At 72.1% G+C, this 16872-nt stretch carries 14 protein-coding genes; 9 read left to right on the top strand and 5 right to left on the bottom strand.

The genetic code is table 11. The annotated features are described in order from the left end of the window. Position 1 precedes the first annotated feature (1 nt). A complete protein-coding gene (locus ACZ6QQ_RS21360; protein ID WP_465878335.1) occupies positions 2 to 1912 on the bottom strand; it encodes a protein kinase domain-containing protein in 1911 nt (636 codons plus the stop codon). A 554-nt stretch (positions 1913 to 2466) separates the two neighbouring features. Between ACZ6QQ_RS21360 and ACZ6QQ_RS21355 the strand changes: the two genes are divergently transcribed. After that, positions 2467 to 3747, top strand: coding sequence for an amidohydrolase (locus tag ACZ6QQ_RS21355; protein ID WP_465878333.1), 1281 nt, complete (start codon positions 2467 to 2469; stop codon positions 3745 to 3747). Positions 3748 to 3904: 157 nt separating this feature from the next. Continuing rightward, positions 3905 to 4951 (top strand): hypothetical protein, encoded by a 1047-nt coding sequence (locus ACZ6QQ_RS21350; RefSeq protein ID WP_465878332.1) that lies wholly within the window; start codon positions 3905 to 3907, stop codon positions 4949 to 4951. Between the two features lie 49 nt (positions 4952 to 5000). Here ACZ6QQ_RS21350 and ACZ6QQ_RS21345 read toward each other — a convergent pair whose 3' ends face one another. Next, entirely contained in the window at positions 5001 to 6002 is a 1002-nt protein-coding gene (locus ACZ6QQ_RS21345; protein WP_465878331.1) for a DUF4349 domain-containing protein, read from the bottom strand. A gap of 282 nt (positions 6003 to 6284) precedes the next feature. Here ACZ6QQ_RS21345 and ACZ6QQ_RS21340 point away from each other — a divergent pair, with 282 nt between their 5' ends. Together ACZ6QQ_RS21340 and ACZ6QQ_RS21335 are read left to right on the top strand one after the other, a co-directional pair. Beyond that, on the top strand, positions 6285 to 7238 hold the full coding sequence (locus tag ACZ6QQ_RS21340) for a hypothetical protein (RefSeq protein WP_465878330.1): 954 nt from the start codon (positions 6285 to 6287) through the stop codon (positions 7236 to 7238). 97 nt (positions 7239 to 7335) lie between these two features. After that, positions 7336 to 8307 carry a GNAT family N-acetyltransferase gene (locus tag ACZ6QQ_RS21335; protein WP_465878329.1) on the top strand — a complete coding sequence of 324 codons (972 nt, stop codon included), beginning with the start codon at positions 7336 to 7338 and terminating at the stop codon, positions 8305 to 8307. Positions 8308 to 8372: 65 nt separating this feature from the next. On the opposite strand, the gene ACZ6QQ_RS21330 is transcribed toward ACZ6QQ_RS21335, so the two are convergent. Next, a complete protein-coding gene (locus ACZ6QQ_RS21330) occupies positions 8373 to 8828 on the bottom strand; it encodes a gamma-glutamylcyclotransferase family protein (protein ID WP_465878327.1) in 456 nt (151 codons plus the stop codon). Positions 8829 to 8934: 106 nt separating this feature from the next. Here ACZ6QQ_RS21330 and ACZ6QQ_RS21325 point away from each other — a divergent pair, with 106 nt between their 5' ends. Next, positions 8935 to 10338: an NAD(P)H-quinone dehydrogenase gene (locus ACZ6QQ_RS21325; protein WP_465878326.1), complete on the top strand. Its 1404-nt coding sequence runs from the start codon at positions 8935 to 8937 to the stop codon at positions 10336 to 10338. Here the strand turns inward: ACZ6QQ_RS21325 and ACZ6QQ_RS21320 are convergent. Both ACZ6QQ_RS21320 and ACZ6QQ_RS21315 read right to left on the bottom strand, forming a co-directional pair. Then, the gene (locus tag ACZ6QQ_RS21320) at positions 10295 to 11044 is read right to left on the bottom strand and encodes a DedA family protein (protein WP_465878324.1); all 750 of its coding nucleotides are present in this window, start codon (positions 11042 to 11044) and stop codon (positions 10295 to 10297) included. The genes ACZ6QQ_RS21325 and ACZ6QQ_RS21320 overlap by 44 nt on opposite strands. 319 nt (positions 11045 to 11363) lie before the next feature. Beyond that, positions 11364 to 11627, bottom strand: a complete 264-nt coding sequence (locus ACZ6QQ_RS21315; protein WP_465878322.1) for a hypothetical protein — start codon at positions 11625 to 11627, stop codon at positions 11364 to 11366. A gap of 203 nt (positions 11628 to 11830) precedes the next feature. Here ACZ6QQ_RS21315 and ACZ6QQ_RS21310 point away from each other — a divergent pair, with 203 nt between their 5' ends. The 4 genes from ACZ6QQ_RS21310 to thrS all read left to right on the top strand — a co-directional run bounded on the left by ACZ6QQ_RS21310 (position 11831) and on the right by thrS (position 16799). After that, entirely contained in the window at positions 11831 to 13471 is a 1641-nt protein-coding gene (locus ACZ6QQ_RS21310) for a circularly permuted type 2 ATP-grasp protein (protein ID WP_465878321.1), read from the top strand. Then, positions 13465 to 14421 (top strand): alpha-E domain-containing protein, encoded by a 957-nt coding sequence (locus tag ACZ6QQ_RS21305; RefSeq protein ID WP_329104450.1) that lies wholly within the window; start codon positions 13465 to 13467, stop codon positions 14419 to 14421. Before ACZ6QQ_RS21310 ends, ACZ6QQ_RS21305 begins: the two co-directional genes overlap by 7 nt. 22 nt (positions 14422 to 14443) lie before the next feature. Further along, a complete protein-coding gene (locus ACZ6QQ_RS21300) occupies positions 14444 to 15307 on the top strand; it encodes a transglutaminase family protein (RefSeq protein WP_465878320.1) in 864 nt (287 codons plus the stop codon). 250 nt (positions 15308 to 15557) lie between these two features. Beyond that, on the top strand, positions 15558 to 16799 hold the full coding sequence (gene thrS, locus ACZ6QQ_RS21295) for a threonine--tRNA ligase (RefSeq protein ID WP_465878319.1): 1242 nt from the start codon (positions 15558 to 15560) through the stop codon (positions 16797 to 16799). The last annotated feature ends 73 nt before the right edge of the window (positions 16800 to 16872 follow it).

Genomic DNA, 16872 nt, shown 5'->3' with positions numbered 1-16872 from the left:
GTCAGCCGGCGCCGGTGATGGCGAAGGTACGCACCATCTCGTCGAAGATCGGCTTGCTCTCCGCGAACCGGGCTTCCGGGGTGGTGAGGTAGAACTCGTACGCCTTGCCGTCCTGGATGATCGCCCGCCAGACGCCGTGCCGTTTGGCGTCACCCTCGCCGCAGGTGTACTCCAGTTCGCCGGCCGGCTTGCCGCCGATCTCGACGTCGTTGAGCCCGACCTGGGCGTAGGGCTTGGCGCAGGACTTCGATCCCGGCTTCGCCAGTTGGCCCCCGGCGGCTTCCAGGAACTTGGTCGGTGTCGGGTTGCTGGTGGCCTTCTCGATCAGCACCCGGACCCGGCGGCCGGCGTCGGCGGGGTCGGTGAAGTCGATGTAGACGGCGCCGTTGGGTGCGTTCTTCTTCCAGCCTTCGGGCACGTTGACCGAGATGCCGCGTTCGGCGTGCGTCTGGACCGGGAAGGTGGGACCGGCCGGCGCGGTGGGGCTCGGTCCGGCCTGCGGTGTGGTGGGGGCCGGATCCGGTTCGCCGCCGGAGAGGGCGATGATGCTGATCACCAGGATCAGCACCACGCCACCGGCGGCGGCGAGCTGCATCTTGCGTGGCCAGCCCTTGACCGTGGTGAGGACGCCCTCGCCGAGCCGGCGGGCTCCGGTGACCGCGTTGCCGACGGCGCCGCCGGAGCGGGAGCCGCCGTAGGTGCCGGAGCTGCCGCCCGGCGTGCCGTAGATCGCCGGGCCGCTCTCGTCCCAGCGTCCGGCGGCCGGCATCGCACCGGTCGGGGTGCTGAGCGCCCGGCCGGTGCTGGTCTCGTCCGGGCCGGTGCCGGAGCGCGTCGAGCCGTGGCCGGCCTTGCCGCCGGACTTGCGCAGCTGGGCGAGCCGGTCGGTGAGCGACTCGCCGGGTGCGAGCATCGCCGAGCCGCCGATCTGGCCGGTGGGCTGCGGGGCCGCAGGCGGCGTCGGCGGCTGCCAGGGCGCCCGCTGAGCCGGCACGACCGAGTACGGGTCGGTCACCAGGTGCCCGGCGGCGTTGCTGGCCAGCGGGCCGGCGAGCAGTTCGCGCAGCATGTTGCGCGAGGTGTCGACGTCGAACCGGCGGGCCGGGTCCTTCTCCAGCAGACCCATCAGCACGTCGGTCAGCGGCCCGGAGCGGATCGGCGGCGCCGGCGGGTCCTCGACCACGGCGTGCATGGTCTCGATCGGATCGCCCCGGTCGAACGGGGGTCGTCCCTCCACCGCGGTGTAGAGCGTGACGCCGAGCGAGAACAGGTCGCTGGGCGGGCCGAAGTCGCTGCCCATGGCGCGTTCCGGGGAGATGAAGTGCGGGGAGCCGAGCACCATGCCGGGGGTGGTGAGCTGGACGTCGGTGGGCATCCGGGCCACCCCGAAGTCGGTCAGTACGCACCGGCCGTCGGAGGCGATCAGCACGTTCGCCGGCTTGACGTCCCGGTGCAGTACGCCGATCGCGTGCGCCACCTCAAGGGCGCCGAGCAGCGCGATGCCGATCTTGGCTACCGCGCGGGGGGCGAGCGGCCCGTCCTCGATCACCATGTCGGCGAGGCTGCGCGCGTCGAGCAGCTCCATCACGATCCAGGGCCGGCCGCCCTCGGTGACGACGTCGTAGACCTGCACCACGGCCGGGTGTTGCAGGGCGGCGGCCGCACGGGCCTCCCGCAGGGTGCGTTCGTACATCGCGTCGCGGTCGCTGGGGGCGAGCCCCGGCGGCAGCACGACCTCTTTGACGGCAACGTCGCGGCGGAGCAGGGTGTCGGCCGCGCGCCACACCGTGCCCATGCCGCCATGGCCGACCGCTGCCCGCAGCGAGTATCTACCGCCGATGGTGGCGCCGGGAGCTGCACGTCCGCTGGTGGGGCTGACTGGTCCGCCACTCCACGTCGGAATCTGAGTCACAGGAAAGGCCGCCGGGAAAAATCGAGGGGCATGGGACACATCCCCCCTATCTTGCGGGTTGTGGCACCGGTAGGGAAAGCCAACCCGGCGTGCCTTCTTCGGAACTCGTCCATCCGTATCAACTCACTCACTTAACGTACGCAATTCCGGACGCAGTGTATCTAATGACGTGGCGAAGCGTGCGTTGACGGACACGGTGTGCGTAAGGGGGTGAGCGGGGTATGTCAGGGTCACGGTCGCGTCCCCCCAGCCCGGTCCGCCGGTCGGCCATGGGTGGTTGTCAGCGTCGAAGTTCCGGCAATTCGGGCGTGATCGCGGCCGTCCCGATCGGTGTACGTGACCGGCGTAACCGTCACGCGTTGTAGGAGGTGAGGGGGCACATGCTGGTATTTGAGGGCGACCCTCGGACCGGACCGAAGCATCCCGAACGCTCCTACCAGGACATACGTGACGCTACGCGGTCCGATCACTACCGTATTGATGTTGCGCAGCGTCACCGTCGGAGGTCTAGGCTGTCCGAGTCCCATCCCATCCATAGTGATCGAGAATCCGACGTGACGAGTGCGTTGACGCTGCCGTCGGGCAGCCCGCTGGCGTCGCCCCCGCCGGAGCCGCCGCCGCCCGGGGCCACGCCCCTTCCGTACGAGCTCGACCGGTTGCTGGCGCTCCGGCTGCCGGACCTGGTGGCCACCCGCCGCTTCATCCACGCGCATCCCGAACTGTCCGGGCAGGAGTTCGGCACCGCCGCGCTGATCGTCCGCGAGCTCTCCGCCGCCGGTCTGCAACCCCGACTGCTGCCCAAGGGGAACGGGGTCATCTGCGACATCGCCGGCCGGTCGACCGGCCCGGTGGTCGCCCTGCGGGCCGACATCGACGCGCTGCCGCTCAGCGACATCAAGGACGTGCCGTACCGGTCCACCGTCGACGGTGTCTGCCACGCCTGCGGACACGACGTGCACACCACCGTCCTGCTCGGCACCGGCCTGCTGCTCGCCCGGCTCGTCGCCGAGGGCCGGTTCGACGGCCGGATCCGGCTGATCTTCCAGCCGGCCGAGGAGTCGTTCCCGTCCGGGGCGCCGGAGGTCATCGACGCGGGCGGGCTCGACGAGGTGTCGGCGATCTACGCCCTGCACTGCGCGCCGCAGCTGCCCACCGGAGTGGTCGGCGTACGGACCGGGGCGATGACCGCGGCCTGCGACATGGTCGAGGTGACGCTCAACGGCACGGGTGGACACACCGCCCGCCCGCACCTCACCACCGATCTGGTGTACGCGCTCGGACGGCTCATCGTCGACGTGCCCGGACTGCTCAGCCGCCGGATGGACCCGCGTACGCCGCTGTCGGTCGTCTGGGCGGCGGCCCACGCCGGAACCGCCTACAACACGATCCCGTCCGAGGGCCTGGTCCGGGGAACCATCCGTACCCTCAGCAAGGACGCCTGGCGCCAGGCGCCCGACCTGGTGCCCGAGCTGATCCGGGACGCGCTCGCCGGCACCGGGGCGAAGGCCGACATCAGCTACCACCGGGGCTTCCCGCCCGTGGTCAACGACCAGCGGGCCACCGAGACGATCGCCACCGCCGCCGGCCGCGCGCTCGGCCCGGAACAGGTGCTCGAAGCGGCGGTCAGCATGGGCGGGGAGGACTTCTCGTTCTACCTCGAACACGTACCCGGGGCGATGTTCCGCCTCGGCACCGGCGGCCCCGGCTCGGACCTGCACCACCCCGGCTTCGACGTGGACGAGCGGGCCATCGGCTACGGCATCCGGGTCATGACGCACATCGCCCTGGTGGCCTTCCCCGGTGGGCGGCGGGCGGTCGGGACCGACCGGGAATAGCGCGTGCGGCAAGCGGTCGGATCGCCGGTGGCAGTGGGCGGCACCAAGCCTCCCCGGTCGACCGCTGACGGGTTGTGGGGCCCGTTCCGGTGAACCACATCCAACGTGCGCAACTCGCGCGGCTTCGCGGGGCGCTCTGAGAAGAGGAGGAACGGTCGTGCGCCAAAGCGTGATAACGGCCGAGCTGGACAGTACGGGCGCAGCGTCGCCGTTCCTGCGGCAGCAGCGCGAACACCAGTGCGTCGACTGCGGCCACGCCCATCTCGATGGTCCTTCGTCGACGGCCGGCCCGCACCACCGCAAACAGCGGTTCGGTGCCGGCACGATCGTCAGCAGCACCCGTGGTCCGATCACCGAGCTGCACATCGTCCCGCACGGTGGCACCGAACTCCCGGTCGACCTGATCGAGGAGATCGACCCGGAGAACTTCGCGCCGCTGGCCGACCTGGTGCACCAGAACGTCGACCTCGGCACCGGCGCGATCTACCGGCGGTTGGTCGACGACGTCCGGTCCGGGGCGGCCGAGGGCGTCGCGGTGGCCGGCTTCCACCTGTCCCGCCTGCTGATCGACGCGAACCGGGAAAGCGTCGAGGGGCAGCTGCCCAACGACCCGTACGTGGGCAGCGCCGAGCTGTACCGCGCTTACCTGCGGCGGCGGGGCCGGGACCTGCGGCACGAGGCGCTGCTGCCGTGGCTGGGCGCGGTGGACGAGGTGCTGGAGTCGATGGACAGCCGTGGCACCGTCTACCACCACCACACGTACGACGTGCTCTCGATGAGCCCCCGCCCGTGGGACCGGGGTGTCGCCGTGGAACGGCCCGCGTTCCAGCTCATCTGGAAGCGCCCGTCACTGGACGGGATCATCGACGAGAGCGTGCCCGATCCGGGGCTGGCTCCGCTGGCCGAGGTCGAGGACGTACGGCGCCGGATCCGCGCCTTCCTGGAGCGGAAGGTCGGGCTGAGCAACGGCAACGGGGACATCGACTACCCGCTGCTGCTGCCGGTGATGCCGTTCAGGGGCTCGCGGCGCGGTGACCCGCCGAACCTGCCCCGACACCTGGTGTACGACGTGCGCAAGGACGTACTCGCCACCGACGAGCAGATCCGGGCGTGGGTGCTCGACGGGCCGTGGCGGCTGGCCAGCGGCAACCGCAACGGGTCGAGGTCGGGCGGCGACGGAGCCCTCTCGGCGTACCTGGGCTGACCCTCCGATCGCCGCCGGGGCATCACCCGGCGGCGATCGGCACCCCGGGTCAGTCGGTGGGGTCGGCCGGAACACCGGCCGGTGGTTCGGTGCGGGGCGCGGGCACCACCGGGGCCGGCTGGCTCGCGGCTGCTCCGACCGATGCCGCCGTACGCCGTCGGCGGTGCCGCCGGACCAGCCAGATCACCGCCAGCGCCGGTACGCCGACCACGATCAGCCACGGCAGCAGCGCGCCGACCACGATCAGCACCACCCGCAGCGTGCCGAGCAACGCCTCCCAGCCGCCGCGCAGCCCGTCCAGGAAGCCGCTCGGCTCCTCCTCGTCCTCCACCACGGCCTCCGGGCCGACCAGCCGTACGGTGATGGTGGAGAGCGCGGTCAGGTCGCTCAGCCGGCGCTGCCGGGCCTGGAGCGCCACCAGGTCGGCCTCCCGCTTTGCCAGCTCGCCCTCCAGCAGTACCAGGTCGGTGAGGGACTTGGCCTGTGCCAGCAACCGCCGTCCGCTCTCCACCCGAGCCTGCTGGGTGCTGATCCGCGCCTCCAGGTCCAGCGTCTCCTCGGTGACGTCCTGGGTCTTGATCTCCCGCCGTTCCTGGCGGCCGAGCTTGGCCAACGCGTCGACCACCGAGGTGAACCGGTCCGCCGGCACCCGCAACGTCAGCGACGCCTGGGCGTCACCGGTGTCGCTGGTCCGCTGGTCGCCGCCGACGAAGCCACCGGCACCGGTCGTGATCGTGACCGCCTCGGCGGCGGCCCGTTCGACCTCCTTGACCCGGACCGTCATCGAACCGGTGTAGATGATCGACCGCTGGTCCACCCGCAGGTCCGACGGCACCTCCGCGCCCGGCTTCGCCGCCGGCTCGCCGGCCTGCGGGGCTGCCCCGGCCTCCTCCTGGAAGTCCCGGTTCTGGTCGGCGTCGGCGGCCGAACCGGCGGCGGTACTGGTGGCGGTCGTGTCCTCACCCGAGCTGCACCCGGTCAGCGCCAGTACGGCGACCAGCCCCGCCGCGCCCAGCATCCCGCCCCATCGTCCTCGCGTCGTCTCGCGCATGAGTCCTCCGATTGGTGTCTCCCCGTAGCGGGTCTTGCTCAGACGCGGGGCGGTCGCGCGCCGGTTCCGGCAGACTGCGCTGGGGGACGTCACGATTCGGTTGTCGAGGAGTCACGATGCGGTGCACCGGCCACAGCCACCCGGTCGAATCGTCCGAACTGGACACGCGGTCGTGGTCGAAGTCGGCCGACGACGACAGCACCCGGCCGGTCGGAGGTCGGGTGATCCCGCCCGGAGCGGTTCGCCGACCGGTGTCGACGCGACCGGTACGGGGCTCCGCCCATGGCTGATGATCTCGTCGAACGGCTCTACACCGCCCCGCCGGACGGTTTCGTCGCCGCCCGGACCGAGGCGGTCGCCGTGGCGCGGGCGGCCGGCGACGAGGCCACCGCCCGACAGATCGGCCGGCTGCGCAAGCCGACAGTCGCCGCCTGGATGGTGAACCTGCTCGCCATCCGCCGGCCCGAACTCGTCGCCGACCTGGTCGACCTCGCCGACGCGCTGCGTACCGCCCAGCGCGAACTGCGCGGCCCGCAACTGCGGGAACTCTCCGCCCGACGGCGGGCCACGGTCTCCGCCCTGGTCGCGCGGGCGCGGGCGCTGGCGACCGAGGCCGACGCCCGGCTCGCGGCGGGCAAGCTGCCGCTGGCCGAGGTGGAGACGACCCTCCAGGCCGCCCTCGCCGACCTGGACGTCGCCGAACAGGTACGGTCCGGCCGGCTGGTCCGGGCCGCCAGCTACGCCGGATTCGGCGAGGTGCCCCGGCCGCAGCTGCGCCTGGTCGCCGGCGGACCGGAACTGTCCCTGCCGGCGCCACCGTCCCGAGGGCAGCGGACGACGTCCGGACGACCCGGCGGCCCGTCGGCCCCCGGCCGGTCAGCCGCAGCGCCCCCGGCCGCCGAGCAGACCGCCGCCGAGCGGGCGGCCGAGAAGCGGGCGGCGGCCGAGCGGGCCGGCCTGCGTCGCACCCTGGTACGGGAACTCGCGAGCGCCCGTACCGAGCAGCGGCGGGCGGAGGCGGACCTGAGCCGGGCCGAGACGGCCGAGCGGGCCGGCGCCGCCGCGCTGGCCGAAGCCGAACGGGCCCTGGCCGAGGCGGAACGGCGACGGGCCGACGCCGAGCAGGAGGTCAGCCGACGCAAGCTGGCCCGGAAGACGGCCGAGCGGTCGGTTTCCGCCGCCCGTCGGCGAACCGGGGACGTCGAGGCGGCGGTCGAGGCGCTCGACGCCGAGTAGGGCGCGGCGCACTGGGCGGCGTCGCCGCCGGGACGGTGCCGGCGATGCCGGGGAAAATCGGCGGCGGGCGGGGCGGCCGGCCGGTTGAATGTCCGGCGTGAGCCTCCCGCACGGCTGGACGACCCGCCGACCCACCCTGGACGACGTACCGGCGATCCTGGCGGTGGTGCACGCCAGCGACATCGCGGCGACCGGTGCGCCCGACTTCAGCCCGGAGGACGTACGGGAGGCCCTGTTGGCGCCGAACGTCGACCCGAGCCGGGACTCGTGGCTCGCGGTGGACCCCGGCGGTGAGGTGAGCGCGTGGGCGTACCTGGAGAACCCGAGCCGGGGCGAGCGCGAGATGGTCGAGGTGTACGTGTACCCCGGCCGGGGCGAGCCGGCCCAGGCCCCGCTGCTGGAGCGGCAACTGGCCCGGGTGGCCGAACGCGCGGCCGAGTTCGGGTACGAGCGGCTGACCGTACGCGCCGGGGCGGTGCCCACCGAGCGGCGCTGGATCGCGGTGCTCGAAGCGGCCGGTTTCGAGTTCGTCAAGCGGTACGCCCGGATGCGCCGCCCGCTCGCCGGGGTGTCCGCCGTCGCACCGCCCCCGCCGCCCGGTGTGCTGGTCCGGCCGGTGGACCCGGCGGACGAGGCGGAACTGCGGCTCTTCTTCCGGATTCTCGACACCGCGTTCCGGGACACCCCGGACTACCTGCCGCGCAGCTACGAGCAGTGGCGGGAGCAGGTCGCGGTGCTGCCGAACGTTGCCTGGGACGAGTGGTTCCTGGCGGTGGTGGACGGGGTGCCCGGTGGCATCCTGCAATCCGCCGACCAGGCGCTGGACCAGAACGAGGGCTGGGTGAAGAACCTCGCCGTACTGCGGGAGTACCGGCGCCGTGGGGTGGGCGCGGCGCTGCTCGCGGAGGCGTTCGCCAGCTACGCCGCCAAGGGCCGCGAGTACGCCGGCCTCGGGGTGGACCTGGCGAACCCGACCGAGGCGGTCCGGCTCTACCGTTCGGTCGGGATGAGCCCGGTGTACGAGGCGAACATCTACCACCGGTCGGTGGACGCCGCTCCCGGCGGCTGAGCCGGGGCGCCTTTCGAGCCCGGTGCGGACGGCGGTTCGCCCCGCTCCGCACCGGTGGCGGGGGCTCAGGCGGTGGCGGTGCCGGTCGGTCGGGCGCGCAGTTCGGCGACGTAGTCGTCCGGGGCACCGGCCTTCTCCGCCGCGTTGGCGATCTCCGACAGGTACCAGGCGGTCGGCAGGCCGCCCTCGTACCCGGCGAAGACGTAGACCCAGGCGGTCACCTCGCCGTCCAGCGTGACGACCCGCACATGCAGCTTGCGGTAGGTCTCCGCGATCACCCCCTCGACCTCGTCGAGCTGGGCCGCATCCCACGGATGCACGTCGTAGATCGCGACGAAGACGCGGTCGCCGGGAGATTCGACGATCGTCGTGACCGCACCCTCCCAGCCGATCACCCCCTCGCCCGCGAAGGTGAGGCGCCAGCCTTCCAGCCAGCCGGTGCCGATCATGGGCGAATGCGGACAGTAGGCACGCATCCGGGCGGGATCGAGGTTTGAGCCGTACGCGGCGTAGTGACGCACGGCGATGACGATAGCCCGCCGGACGGGTGGTGGAGAATACGACTGTGCGTGTCGGACGGGTTGGGGAGAAGAAAGTCACTGTGAGCGTCAACGAAGGGCAAGTTCTGTGAGCCGTATCGTGATCATCGGCGGGGGGCCGGCCGGTTACGAGGCCGCGCTGGTAGCGGCCCAGTTGGACGCGGACGTCACCGTCATCGAGGCCGAGGGGGCCGGCGGGGCCTGCGTGCTCTCCGACTGCGTCCCGTCGAAGACCTTCATCGCCAGCTCCGACGTGGTCACCGGGTACCGGGACACGGAGGAGTTCGGGGTGCACTCGGACGGGCTGGAGGCGGTCACGGTCGACGCCGAGGCGGTGTACGCGCGGGTCAAGCGACTCGCGCTGGCCCAGTCGGCGGACATCCATGCCAAACTCATCAAAGCGGGCGTCACCTTCATCTCCGGTCGGGCCCGGCTCGGCGAGGACACGCTCGGTCACACCCACCGGGTGCTCGTCACCCCGACCGGTGGTGACTCCGAGTACCCGGTCGACGCCTCGACCGTACTGATCGCCACCGGTGCGACGCCCCGGGTGCTGCCCACCGCGGTCCCGGACGGGGAGCGGATCCTGACCTGGCGGCAGGTGTACGACCTGCCCGAACTGCCCGAGGACCTGATCGTCATCGGCTCCGGGGTGACCGGTGCCGAGTTCGCCAGCGCCTACCTGGCGATGGGCGTACGGGTGACGCTCGTCTCCAGCCGGGACCGGGTGATGCCGCACGAGGACGCCGACGCCGCCGCCGCGATCGAGCAGGTGTTCCGCTCCCGGGGCATGACCATCCTGAACAACTCCCGCGCCAACGCGGTACGGCGTACCGCCGACGGGGTCGAGGTGGAACTCTCCGACGGTCGTACGATCACCGGCTCGCACGCCCTGATGGCGGTCGGCTCGATCCCGGACACCGCCACCCTCGGCCTGCCCGAGTACGGCGTCGCGGTCTCACCGGGCGGGTACGTCACCACCGACCGGGTGTCCCGGACCAACGTGCCGGGTATCTACGCCGCCGGGGACTGCACCGGCGTACTGCCGCTGGCGAGTGTCGCCGCGATGCAGGGCCGGATCGCGATGTGGCACGCGCTCGGCGAGGCGGTCCAGCCGCTGCGGCTGCGTACGGTCGCGGCGAACGTCTTCACCGATCCGGAACTCGCCACCGTCGGGGTGTCGCAGGACGAGGTGGACTCCGGTCGTACCCCGGCCCGTCAGGTGATGTTGCCGTTGGCCGGGAACGCGCGGGCAAAGATGGCCGACCTCTCCGACGGCTTCGTGAAGCTGTTCTGCCGACCGGCCAGCGGTCAGGTGATCGGCGGCGTGGTGGTGTCGCCGAAGGCGAGCGAGCTGATCCTGCCGATCACGCTCGCGGTGGAGAACAACCTGACCGTGGACCAGTTGGCGCACACGATCACGATCTACCCGTCGCTGTCCGGCTCGGTCACCGAGGCGGCGCGTCAGTTGATGCTGCACGGCTCGGAGTGATCCCGGAGGCTGCCAGCGCCGGCTCCGGCGCTGGCAGCTCCGCCACCGTCCGTCCACCGGTCAGGGTCAGCGCCCAGCCGGCGGCGGCGAAACCGGCCGCGGCCACCAGGGCCACCGTGGCCAGCCGCCAGACCGAGTCGGTGAGCGCGGCTCCGCCGAGGTGGCCGACCAGGGCGCCGTACCCGGCCCAGGCGAGCGCGGCCAGCGCGTCGTAGGCGAGGAACCGGCGGTACGGGTAGTGGACCCGGCCGGCGTTGAAGCAGGCGATCATGCGACCGCCGGGTACGAAGCGGCAGAGCAGGATGACCATCGGTCCGGGTTGCCGCAGCGCGCGGGTGAACCGTCCGGCGGCCTGCCGGGACCGGGAGGTGACCGCCCGGTCGGCCCGCCCGTCGGCGTCCCCGGTCCGGTCGCGCGCGGCGCGCCAGCCGCTGAGCAGGCGTCCCGCCCCGGTACGGCCGAGCAGGTAGCAGGCGGTGTCGCCGCAGAAGACGCCGAGGGCGCCGACGCCGATGGTCAGCCCCAGGTTCAGGTTGCCGTAGATGGTCAGCGCACCGCAGGTGATCATCACGACCTGGGTCGGTACCACGGGCGCGAAGGCGTCCACGACGAGGAGGCCGAACAGCGCCAGGTACGCCGACGTGGGGGACGCGACGTTGGTGAGAAGTTCGAGCACTCGGGTCACCTCGACGCGATCGTCCGCCATGGTCTCGGTCGAGCCTGAACCGGTGTCGTCCGCCGGCTGACACAGCCCCGACCAGTGGTGATACCGGCCACGCTACGGCCATCGACGCCGGAACGGGGTGTGATATTGCCGGTGTCGCGCCCTGGTCGGACGGGAAGTGTGCCGGGCGTACGTCACGGGACCCGGCGGACCGGGCGCTCGGCGTACCGTTGGAGGGGCGCGACCCGCCGCCTCAGGTCCCCCCGTTCCTGACGGCAACGGCTAGCCATCGGGCCGCCGGCGGGTCCCGCGCCGGCGGCCCACCCTCGGGGGTGCGCGCCGGTGGGATCGGCGGGGCCGATCAGTTCACCGGTTGGGCGTTGTTCGGCGGCGCCGAGGCCAGCCAGGGCAGGAACCGGCGCAGCCACAGGTCCACACCGGGGATCGCCAGGATCCGGGTGATCACCCCGGCGACGACGATGAGCTGGGCGACCGCGGGTACGGTGTCCAGCCCGGCGGTCGCCGCGACGGTGGGTACCAGCGACAGGGCGCCGACGAGCGCGGCCAGGACGGTCCGGGCGGTGGCCCGCCACGGGTGCCGGGTCTGGGTGGTGGTGGGGGTCATGGGGTGCCTCCCGGTGGGAGTGTCGGGGGAGTCGACCGATCGGGGTGGACACCCTGGTCAACCTGCACCTAACCGGGATGGATGCGTCTATGTCGGAAAGGTGACAATCAATGGACGAAGATCATCTCCGTCGGTCGGGGTAAGGGAGAACTGACGTCTTCCGTCGTTACGTGGGCGCAACGAGATCGGCGTAGCGTCAGGACATGGCGGACTTGTTCGAGGACTATCGCCTCGGCCCCGGGTGGGACGAGATGTTCGGCGAGCCGGGCATGCCGCGGGAAACGTACGAGGCGTTGCACGCCACCCTGCAACCACTGTCCAGTGTCGAGCTGGGCATCCGGGCCGAGGTCCTGGCCAGGGCGTTCCTCGACCAGGGCATCACGTTCGCGCTCAAGGGCATCGAGCGGCCGTTCCCGCTCGACATCGTGCCCAGGATCATCGCCGCCGACCAGTGGCGGGTGGTCGAGGCCGGGGTGTCCCAGCGGGTCCGCACCCTGGAGGCGTTCCTCGCCGACATCTACGGCGCGGGTCAGGTGCTCGCCGACGGGGTGGTGCCGCGCCGGATCGTGGTCACCAGCGCCCACTTCCACCGCGAGGTGGCCGGCGTCAACCCGCACAACGGTGTACGCATCCACGTCGCCGGGGTTGACCTGGTCCGCGACGAACAGGGCACGTTCCGGGTGCTGGAGGACAACGTACGGGTGCCCTCCGGGGTCAGTTACGTGATGGAGAACCGGCGGGCGATGGCACACGTACTGCCCGAGGTCTTCGCCGCCACCCGGATCCAGCCGGTGGAGTCGTACCCCGGGCAGTTGTTGCGGGCCCTGCGCGCCGCGGCGCCGGTCGGGGTCAGCGAGCCCACGGTGGTGGTCCTCACCCCCGGCGTGCACAACTCCGCCTACTTCGAGCACGCCCTGCTGGCCCGCGAGATGGGCGTCGAGCTGGTCGAGGGTCGAGACCTGGTCTGCGTGGGTAACGAGGTGGCCATGCGGACCACCGCGGGTGAACAACGGGTCGACGTCATCTACCGGCGGATCGACGACGACTTCCTCGACCCGGTGCACTTCCGGGCCGACTCGGTGATCGGCGTCGCCGGGCTGCTCAACGCCGCCCGCGCCGGCCGCGTCACCATCGCCAACGCGGTCGGCAACGGCGTCGCCGACGACAAGCTGCTCTACACGTACGTGCCCGAGCTGATCCGCTACTACCTGGACGAGGAGCCGATCCTGCCGAACGTGGAGACCTACCGGCTGGAGGACCCCGACGTGCTCGACCACGTCCTCGACCGGCTCGACCAGCTGGTGCTCAAGCCGGTCGACGGCTCCGGCGGCGCCGGCATCGTGATCGGCTCCCAGGCCGGCGACGAGGAGCTCTCCCTGCTCGCCGAGAAGGTACGGCACGACCCGCGCGGCTGGATCGCCCAGCGCGAGGTGGCCCTGTCGATGGTGCCGACCCTGGTCGGCAACCGGCTGCGGGCCCGGCACGTGGACCTGCGACCGTTCGCGGTCAACGACGGCGAACGGGTCACCGTGCTGCCCGGCGGACTGACCCGGGTGGCGCTGCCCGAAGGCGCCCTGGTGGTCAACTCCAGCCAGGGCGGCGGCTCGAAGGACACCTGGGTCCTGGCCGAGGCGCCGGTCGCCGCGATCACCGTCGGCGGCCCGGTCGAAACACCGCCGGCCGTCTACCTCGCCCCCGACGAACCGGCCGAAGCGGGTACGCCCACCGGCACCAGCCTGCCGGCGCCGCGCAGCCCCGACCCCGGTCCCGACTCGGGCCCGGTCGCCGTCCAACAGCAACAGCAGCAGCAGTCCGCCCGGATCCACGGGACACCGGCATGCTGAGCCGGATCGCGGAATCGCTCTACTGGATCGGCCGGTACGTCGAGCGGGCCGAGGACACCGCCCGCATCCTCGACGTACACCTGCACCGGATGCTCGCCGACCCGTGGGCCGACGAGGAGACCGCCTGCCGTTCGCTGCTCGCCGTGATGGGCGTACCCCCACCGGAGCAGCCGGTCTCCGCCGCCCGGGTGGTCGGCCTGCTCGGCCTGGACGAGAGCAGCCACAGCTCGGTGGTGGGCGCGCTCGCCGCCGCCCGGGAGAACGCGCGGGGTGCCCGCGAGACCATCTCCGCCGACATGTGGGAAGGGCTCAACGCCACCTGGCACGGCCTGCCCGACGCCCGACGCCGGGTCGAGCAGCAGGGCGTACACGCCTTCTTCCGCTGGGTACGTGAGCGCTGCGCCCTGCTGGCCGGGCTCGCCGACGCCACCATGAGCCGGGACGAGGGCTGGCTGTTCCTGGTCCTCGGCCGCAGCGTGGAACGGGTCGACATGACCGCCCGACTGCTCTCCACCCACGTACGCGCCGGTGGCAGCATCCCCTCCTGGCTGACCCTGCTGCGCTCGTGCGGTGCCTGGGAGACGTTCCTGCGCACCTACCGGGGCTCCCTCGACGACCGGTACGCGGCCGAGTTCCTGCTGCTCGACCGGCTCTTCCCGCGCTCGGTCTTCGCCGCGCTCTCGGCCGCCGAGGCGTGCCTGACCGACCTCGAACCCACCGGTGGGCCGGGCGGCCAACCGGGCCGGGTCGGGGTCGCCACCGAGGCGCAGCGGATCGTCGGCCGGGCCAGGACCAACCTCGAATTCCGGGGTGCCGAGGAACTGCTGGCCGACTTCCCGACCGTGCTGGCCAGCCTCGAACGTACGTGTTCGCAGGTGAACGAGGCGGTGTCGCGCCGCTACTTCCGCCAGACCTCGGCGGTCCTCTGGGTCCCGGAGGCAGTGGCATGAACGGTGTACCGGAGGCAGGCGCGTGACCGTCAACAGCTGGCGATTGAAGATCATCCACCGGACCGGGTTCAGCTACGCCGGCAAGGTCGCGTCGTCGTACAACGAGGCCCGGATGTCGCCCCGCAACGAAACCCGCCAGGCGGTGCTCGACGCGCGGGTGGAGGTGTGGCCGTCGGCCCGCACCTACCGGTACGAGGACTACTGGGGCACCTCGGTCACCGCGTTCGACGTACACAGCGCGCACGAGGCGCTGCGGGTCACCGCCGCGTCGACCGTGGAGACCCTGCCCGCCGGTGACCTGCTGCCAGCCACCGGCGGCGCGAGCTGGGCCGACCTGGCCCGGCCCGAACACGTCGACCGGTGGCACGAACTGCTGCTGCCGACCCCGCGTACCGCCCTGGACGAGGAGTTGACCGCGCTGGCCGAGATCGCCCGCGCCGGCCACCCCACCCCGCACGCGACCGCGTTGGCGCTCTGCGAACAGATCCGCGACGAGGTGGCGTACACGGCCGGCTCGACCGGCGTACAGACCGACGCGGTGCAGGCCTGGCGCCAGCGCAAGGGCGTCTGCCAGGACATCAGCCACCTGCTGGTGGGGCTGCTGCGGTCCGCCGGCATCCCGTCCCGCTACGTCTCCGGCTACCTGCACCCGTCACCGTCGGCGAGCATCGGCGAGAGCGTCGTCGGGCAGAGCCACGCCTGGGTGGAGTGGTGGGTGGGCCGGTGGACCGGCTTCGACCCCACCAACGGCATCCCGATCGGCGAGCGGCACGTCGTGGTCGGCCGTGGCCGGGAGTACGGCGACGTACCGCCGCTCAAGGGCGTCTACTCCGGCCCCAAGAACACCGGCCAGGGCGTGGAGGTCACCATCACCCGGCTGCGGTGAGGGCAAATGCGGGTGCGGTGGGTGCCGAGGGCGGAGTAACCTGCCCGTCATGCAGCATTTCGTGGCAGTGACGACGACGCCGGGACACCCCGGCGTGCCGCGCTGACGCGAACTTCTCACCGTCAACCAACGGCCCCGGGGCGAACCGCTCCGGGGCTGCTTCGTACCCCGGACCGGTCCGCCCCGACCGGTCCGCCACCCGAAGCGAGGCGGGCCGGGCTCAGGGTCGTACCCGAGCAAGGAGCACGACATGGTCGACCACCGCAGGTTGGGCCGCGAACTGGAGTTGTTCCACGCCGACCCCCTCTCCGGCGCGGGCCTGCCGATCTGGCTGCCGGCCGGCGCCGCCGCCCGGCACGCCGTCGAGGAGTACGTCCGGGAGCTGGAGCGGCGCGCCGGCTACCAGCACGTCTACTCGCCCCCGATGGCCAAAAGGGAACTGTTCGAACGATCCGGGCACCTCGGCTACTTCGCCGACGACATGTTCCCGCCGATGCGTCTCTCCGACGACGACGAGTTCCTGCTCCGGCCGGCGCTCTGCCCGCACCACTGCCTCGTCTTCGGTGCGCGCGGCCGGTCCTACCGCGAGCTGCCGCTGCGCATCGGTGAGCTGGGCGGAATGTACCGGCCGGAACGCTCCGGGGTGCTCGGCGGCCTCAGCCGGGTACGCGCGATCTGGCTCAACGACGCACACAACTTCTGCGCCATGGAACAGGTCGGGCAGGAGGTCGCCGAGATCCTCGAACTGATCCGGACCGCGCACGCCGCGCTCGGCGTACGACCGGCCGGGTTCCGGCTGTCGCTGCGCGGACCGGGCGAGAAGTACGTCGGTGACGACGACGTGTGGCAGCGGGCGGAGAACCTGCTCCGGGAGGCGCTCGACGCGGCCGGGCAGCCGTACGTCGAGGCGCCCGGCGAGGCGGCGTTCTACGGGCCGAAGATCGACATCCAGGTACGGGACCCGGCCGGCCGGGAGTGGACCCTGTCCACCATCCAGCTCGACTTCGACAAGGCGGAAAAGTTCGACCTGTCCTACATGGACTCGGACGGTAGGCCGCGTCGTCCGGTGATCGTGCACCGGAGCCTGGTCGGCAGCATGGAGCGGCTCTTCGCGTACCTGATCGAGGTGCACGAGGGCGCCTTCCCGGTCTGGTACGCCCCGGTACAACTGGAGGTGCTCCCGATCGGCCCCGAGCAGTACGGGTTCGCGTCGGCCTTCGCCCGGCAGGCCGTCGAGTCCGGTCTGCGGGCGGAACTGACCGTCGACGGCTCGCTCGGTGCCCGCGTACGCGCCAGCGCCCGCCGCCGCGTCCCGTACGCCGCCGTGATCGGCTCCCGCGAGGCAGCCGACGGCCTGGTCTCGTTACGTCCACGCGACGGCCGATCCCTGGACCCCATGCCCACCGCCCACGCCCTGCACCTGATCACCACCCTCGCCTCCCCCCACCCCACCCCCTCACCCCTTCACCCCCCAAGATCCGCACTCTTGTAGAGAACGAGGGGGAGTTCGAGGCGGAATTCCCCCTCGTTCTCTACAAGAGTGGCGATCGAGAGGGGGCGGAGGA

Source organism: Micromonospora sp. NPDC049529 (assembly GCF_055586685.1).
This window is presented reverse-complemented; position numbering and strand designations above follow the sequence as displayed.

Excerpts from the sequence above, each read along its gene's own strand:
- ACZ6QQ_RS21345 (WP_465878331.1), bottom strand. The coding sequence starts at position 6,002 with ATGCGCGAGACGACGCGAGGACGATGGGGCGGGATGCTGGGCGCGGCG.
- thrS (WP_465878319.1), top strand. The coding sequence starts at position 15,558 with ATGGTCGACCACCGCAGGTTGGGCCGCGAACTGGAGTTGTTCCACGCC.
- ACZ6QQ_RS21310 (WP_465878321.1), top strand. The coding sequence starts at position 11,831 with ATGGCGGACTTGTTCGAGGACTATCGCCTCGGCCCCGGGTGGGACGAG.
- ACZ6QQ_RS21320 (WP_465878324.1), bottom strand. The coding sequence starts at position 11,044 with ATGGCGGACGATCGCGTCGAGGTGACCCGAGTGCTCGAACTTCTCACC.
- ACZ6QQ_RS21340 (WP_465878330.1), top strand. The coding sequence starts at position 6,285 with ATGGCTGATGATCTCGTCGAACGGCTCTACACCGCCCCGCCGGACGGT.
- ACZ6QQ_RS21305 (WP_329104450.1), top strand. The coding sequence starts at position 13,465 with ATGCTGAGCCGGATCGCGGAATCGCTCTACTGGATCGGCCGGTACGTC.
- ACZ6QQ_RS21315 (WP_465878322.1), bottom strand. The coding sequence starts at position 11,627 with ATGACCCCCACCACCACCCAGACCCGGCACCCGTGGCGGGCCACCGCC.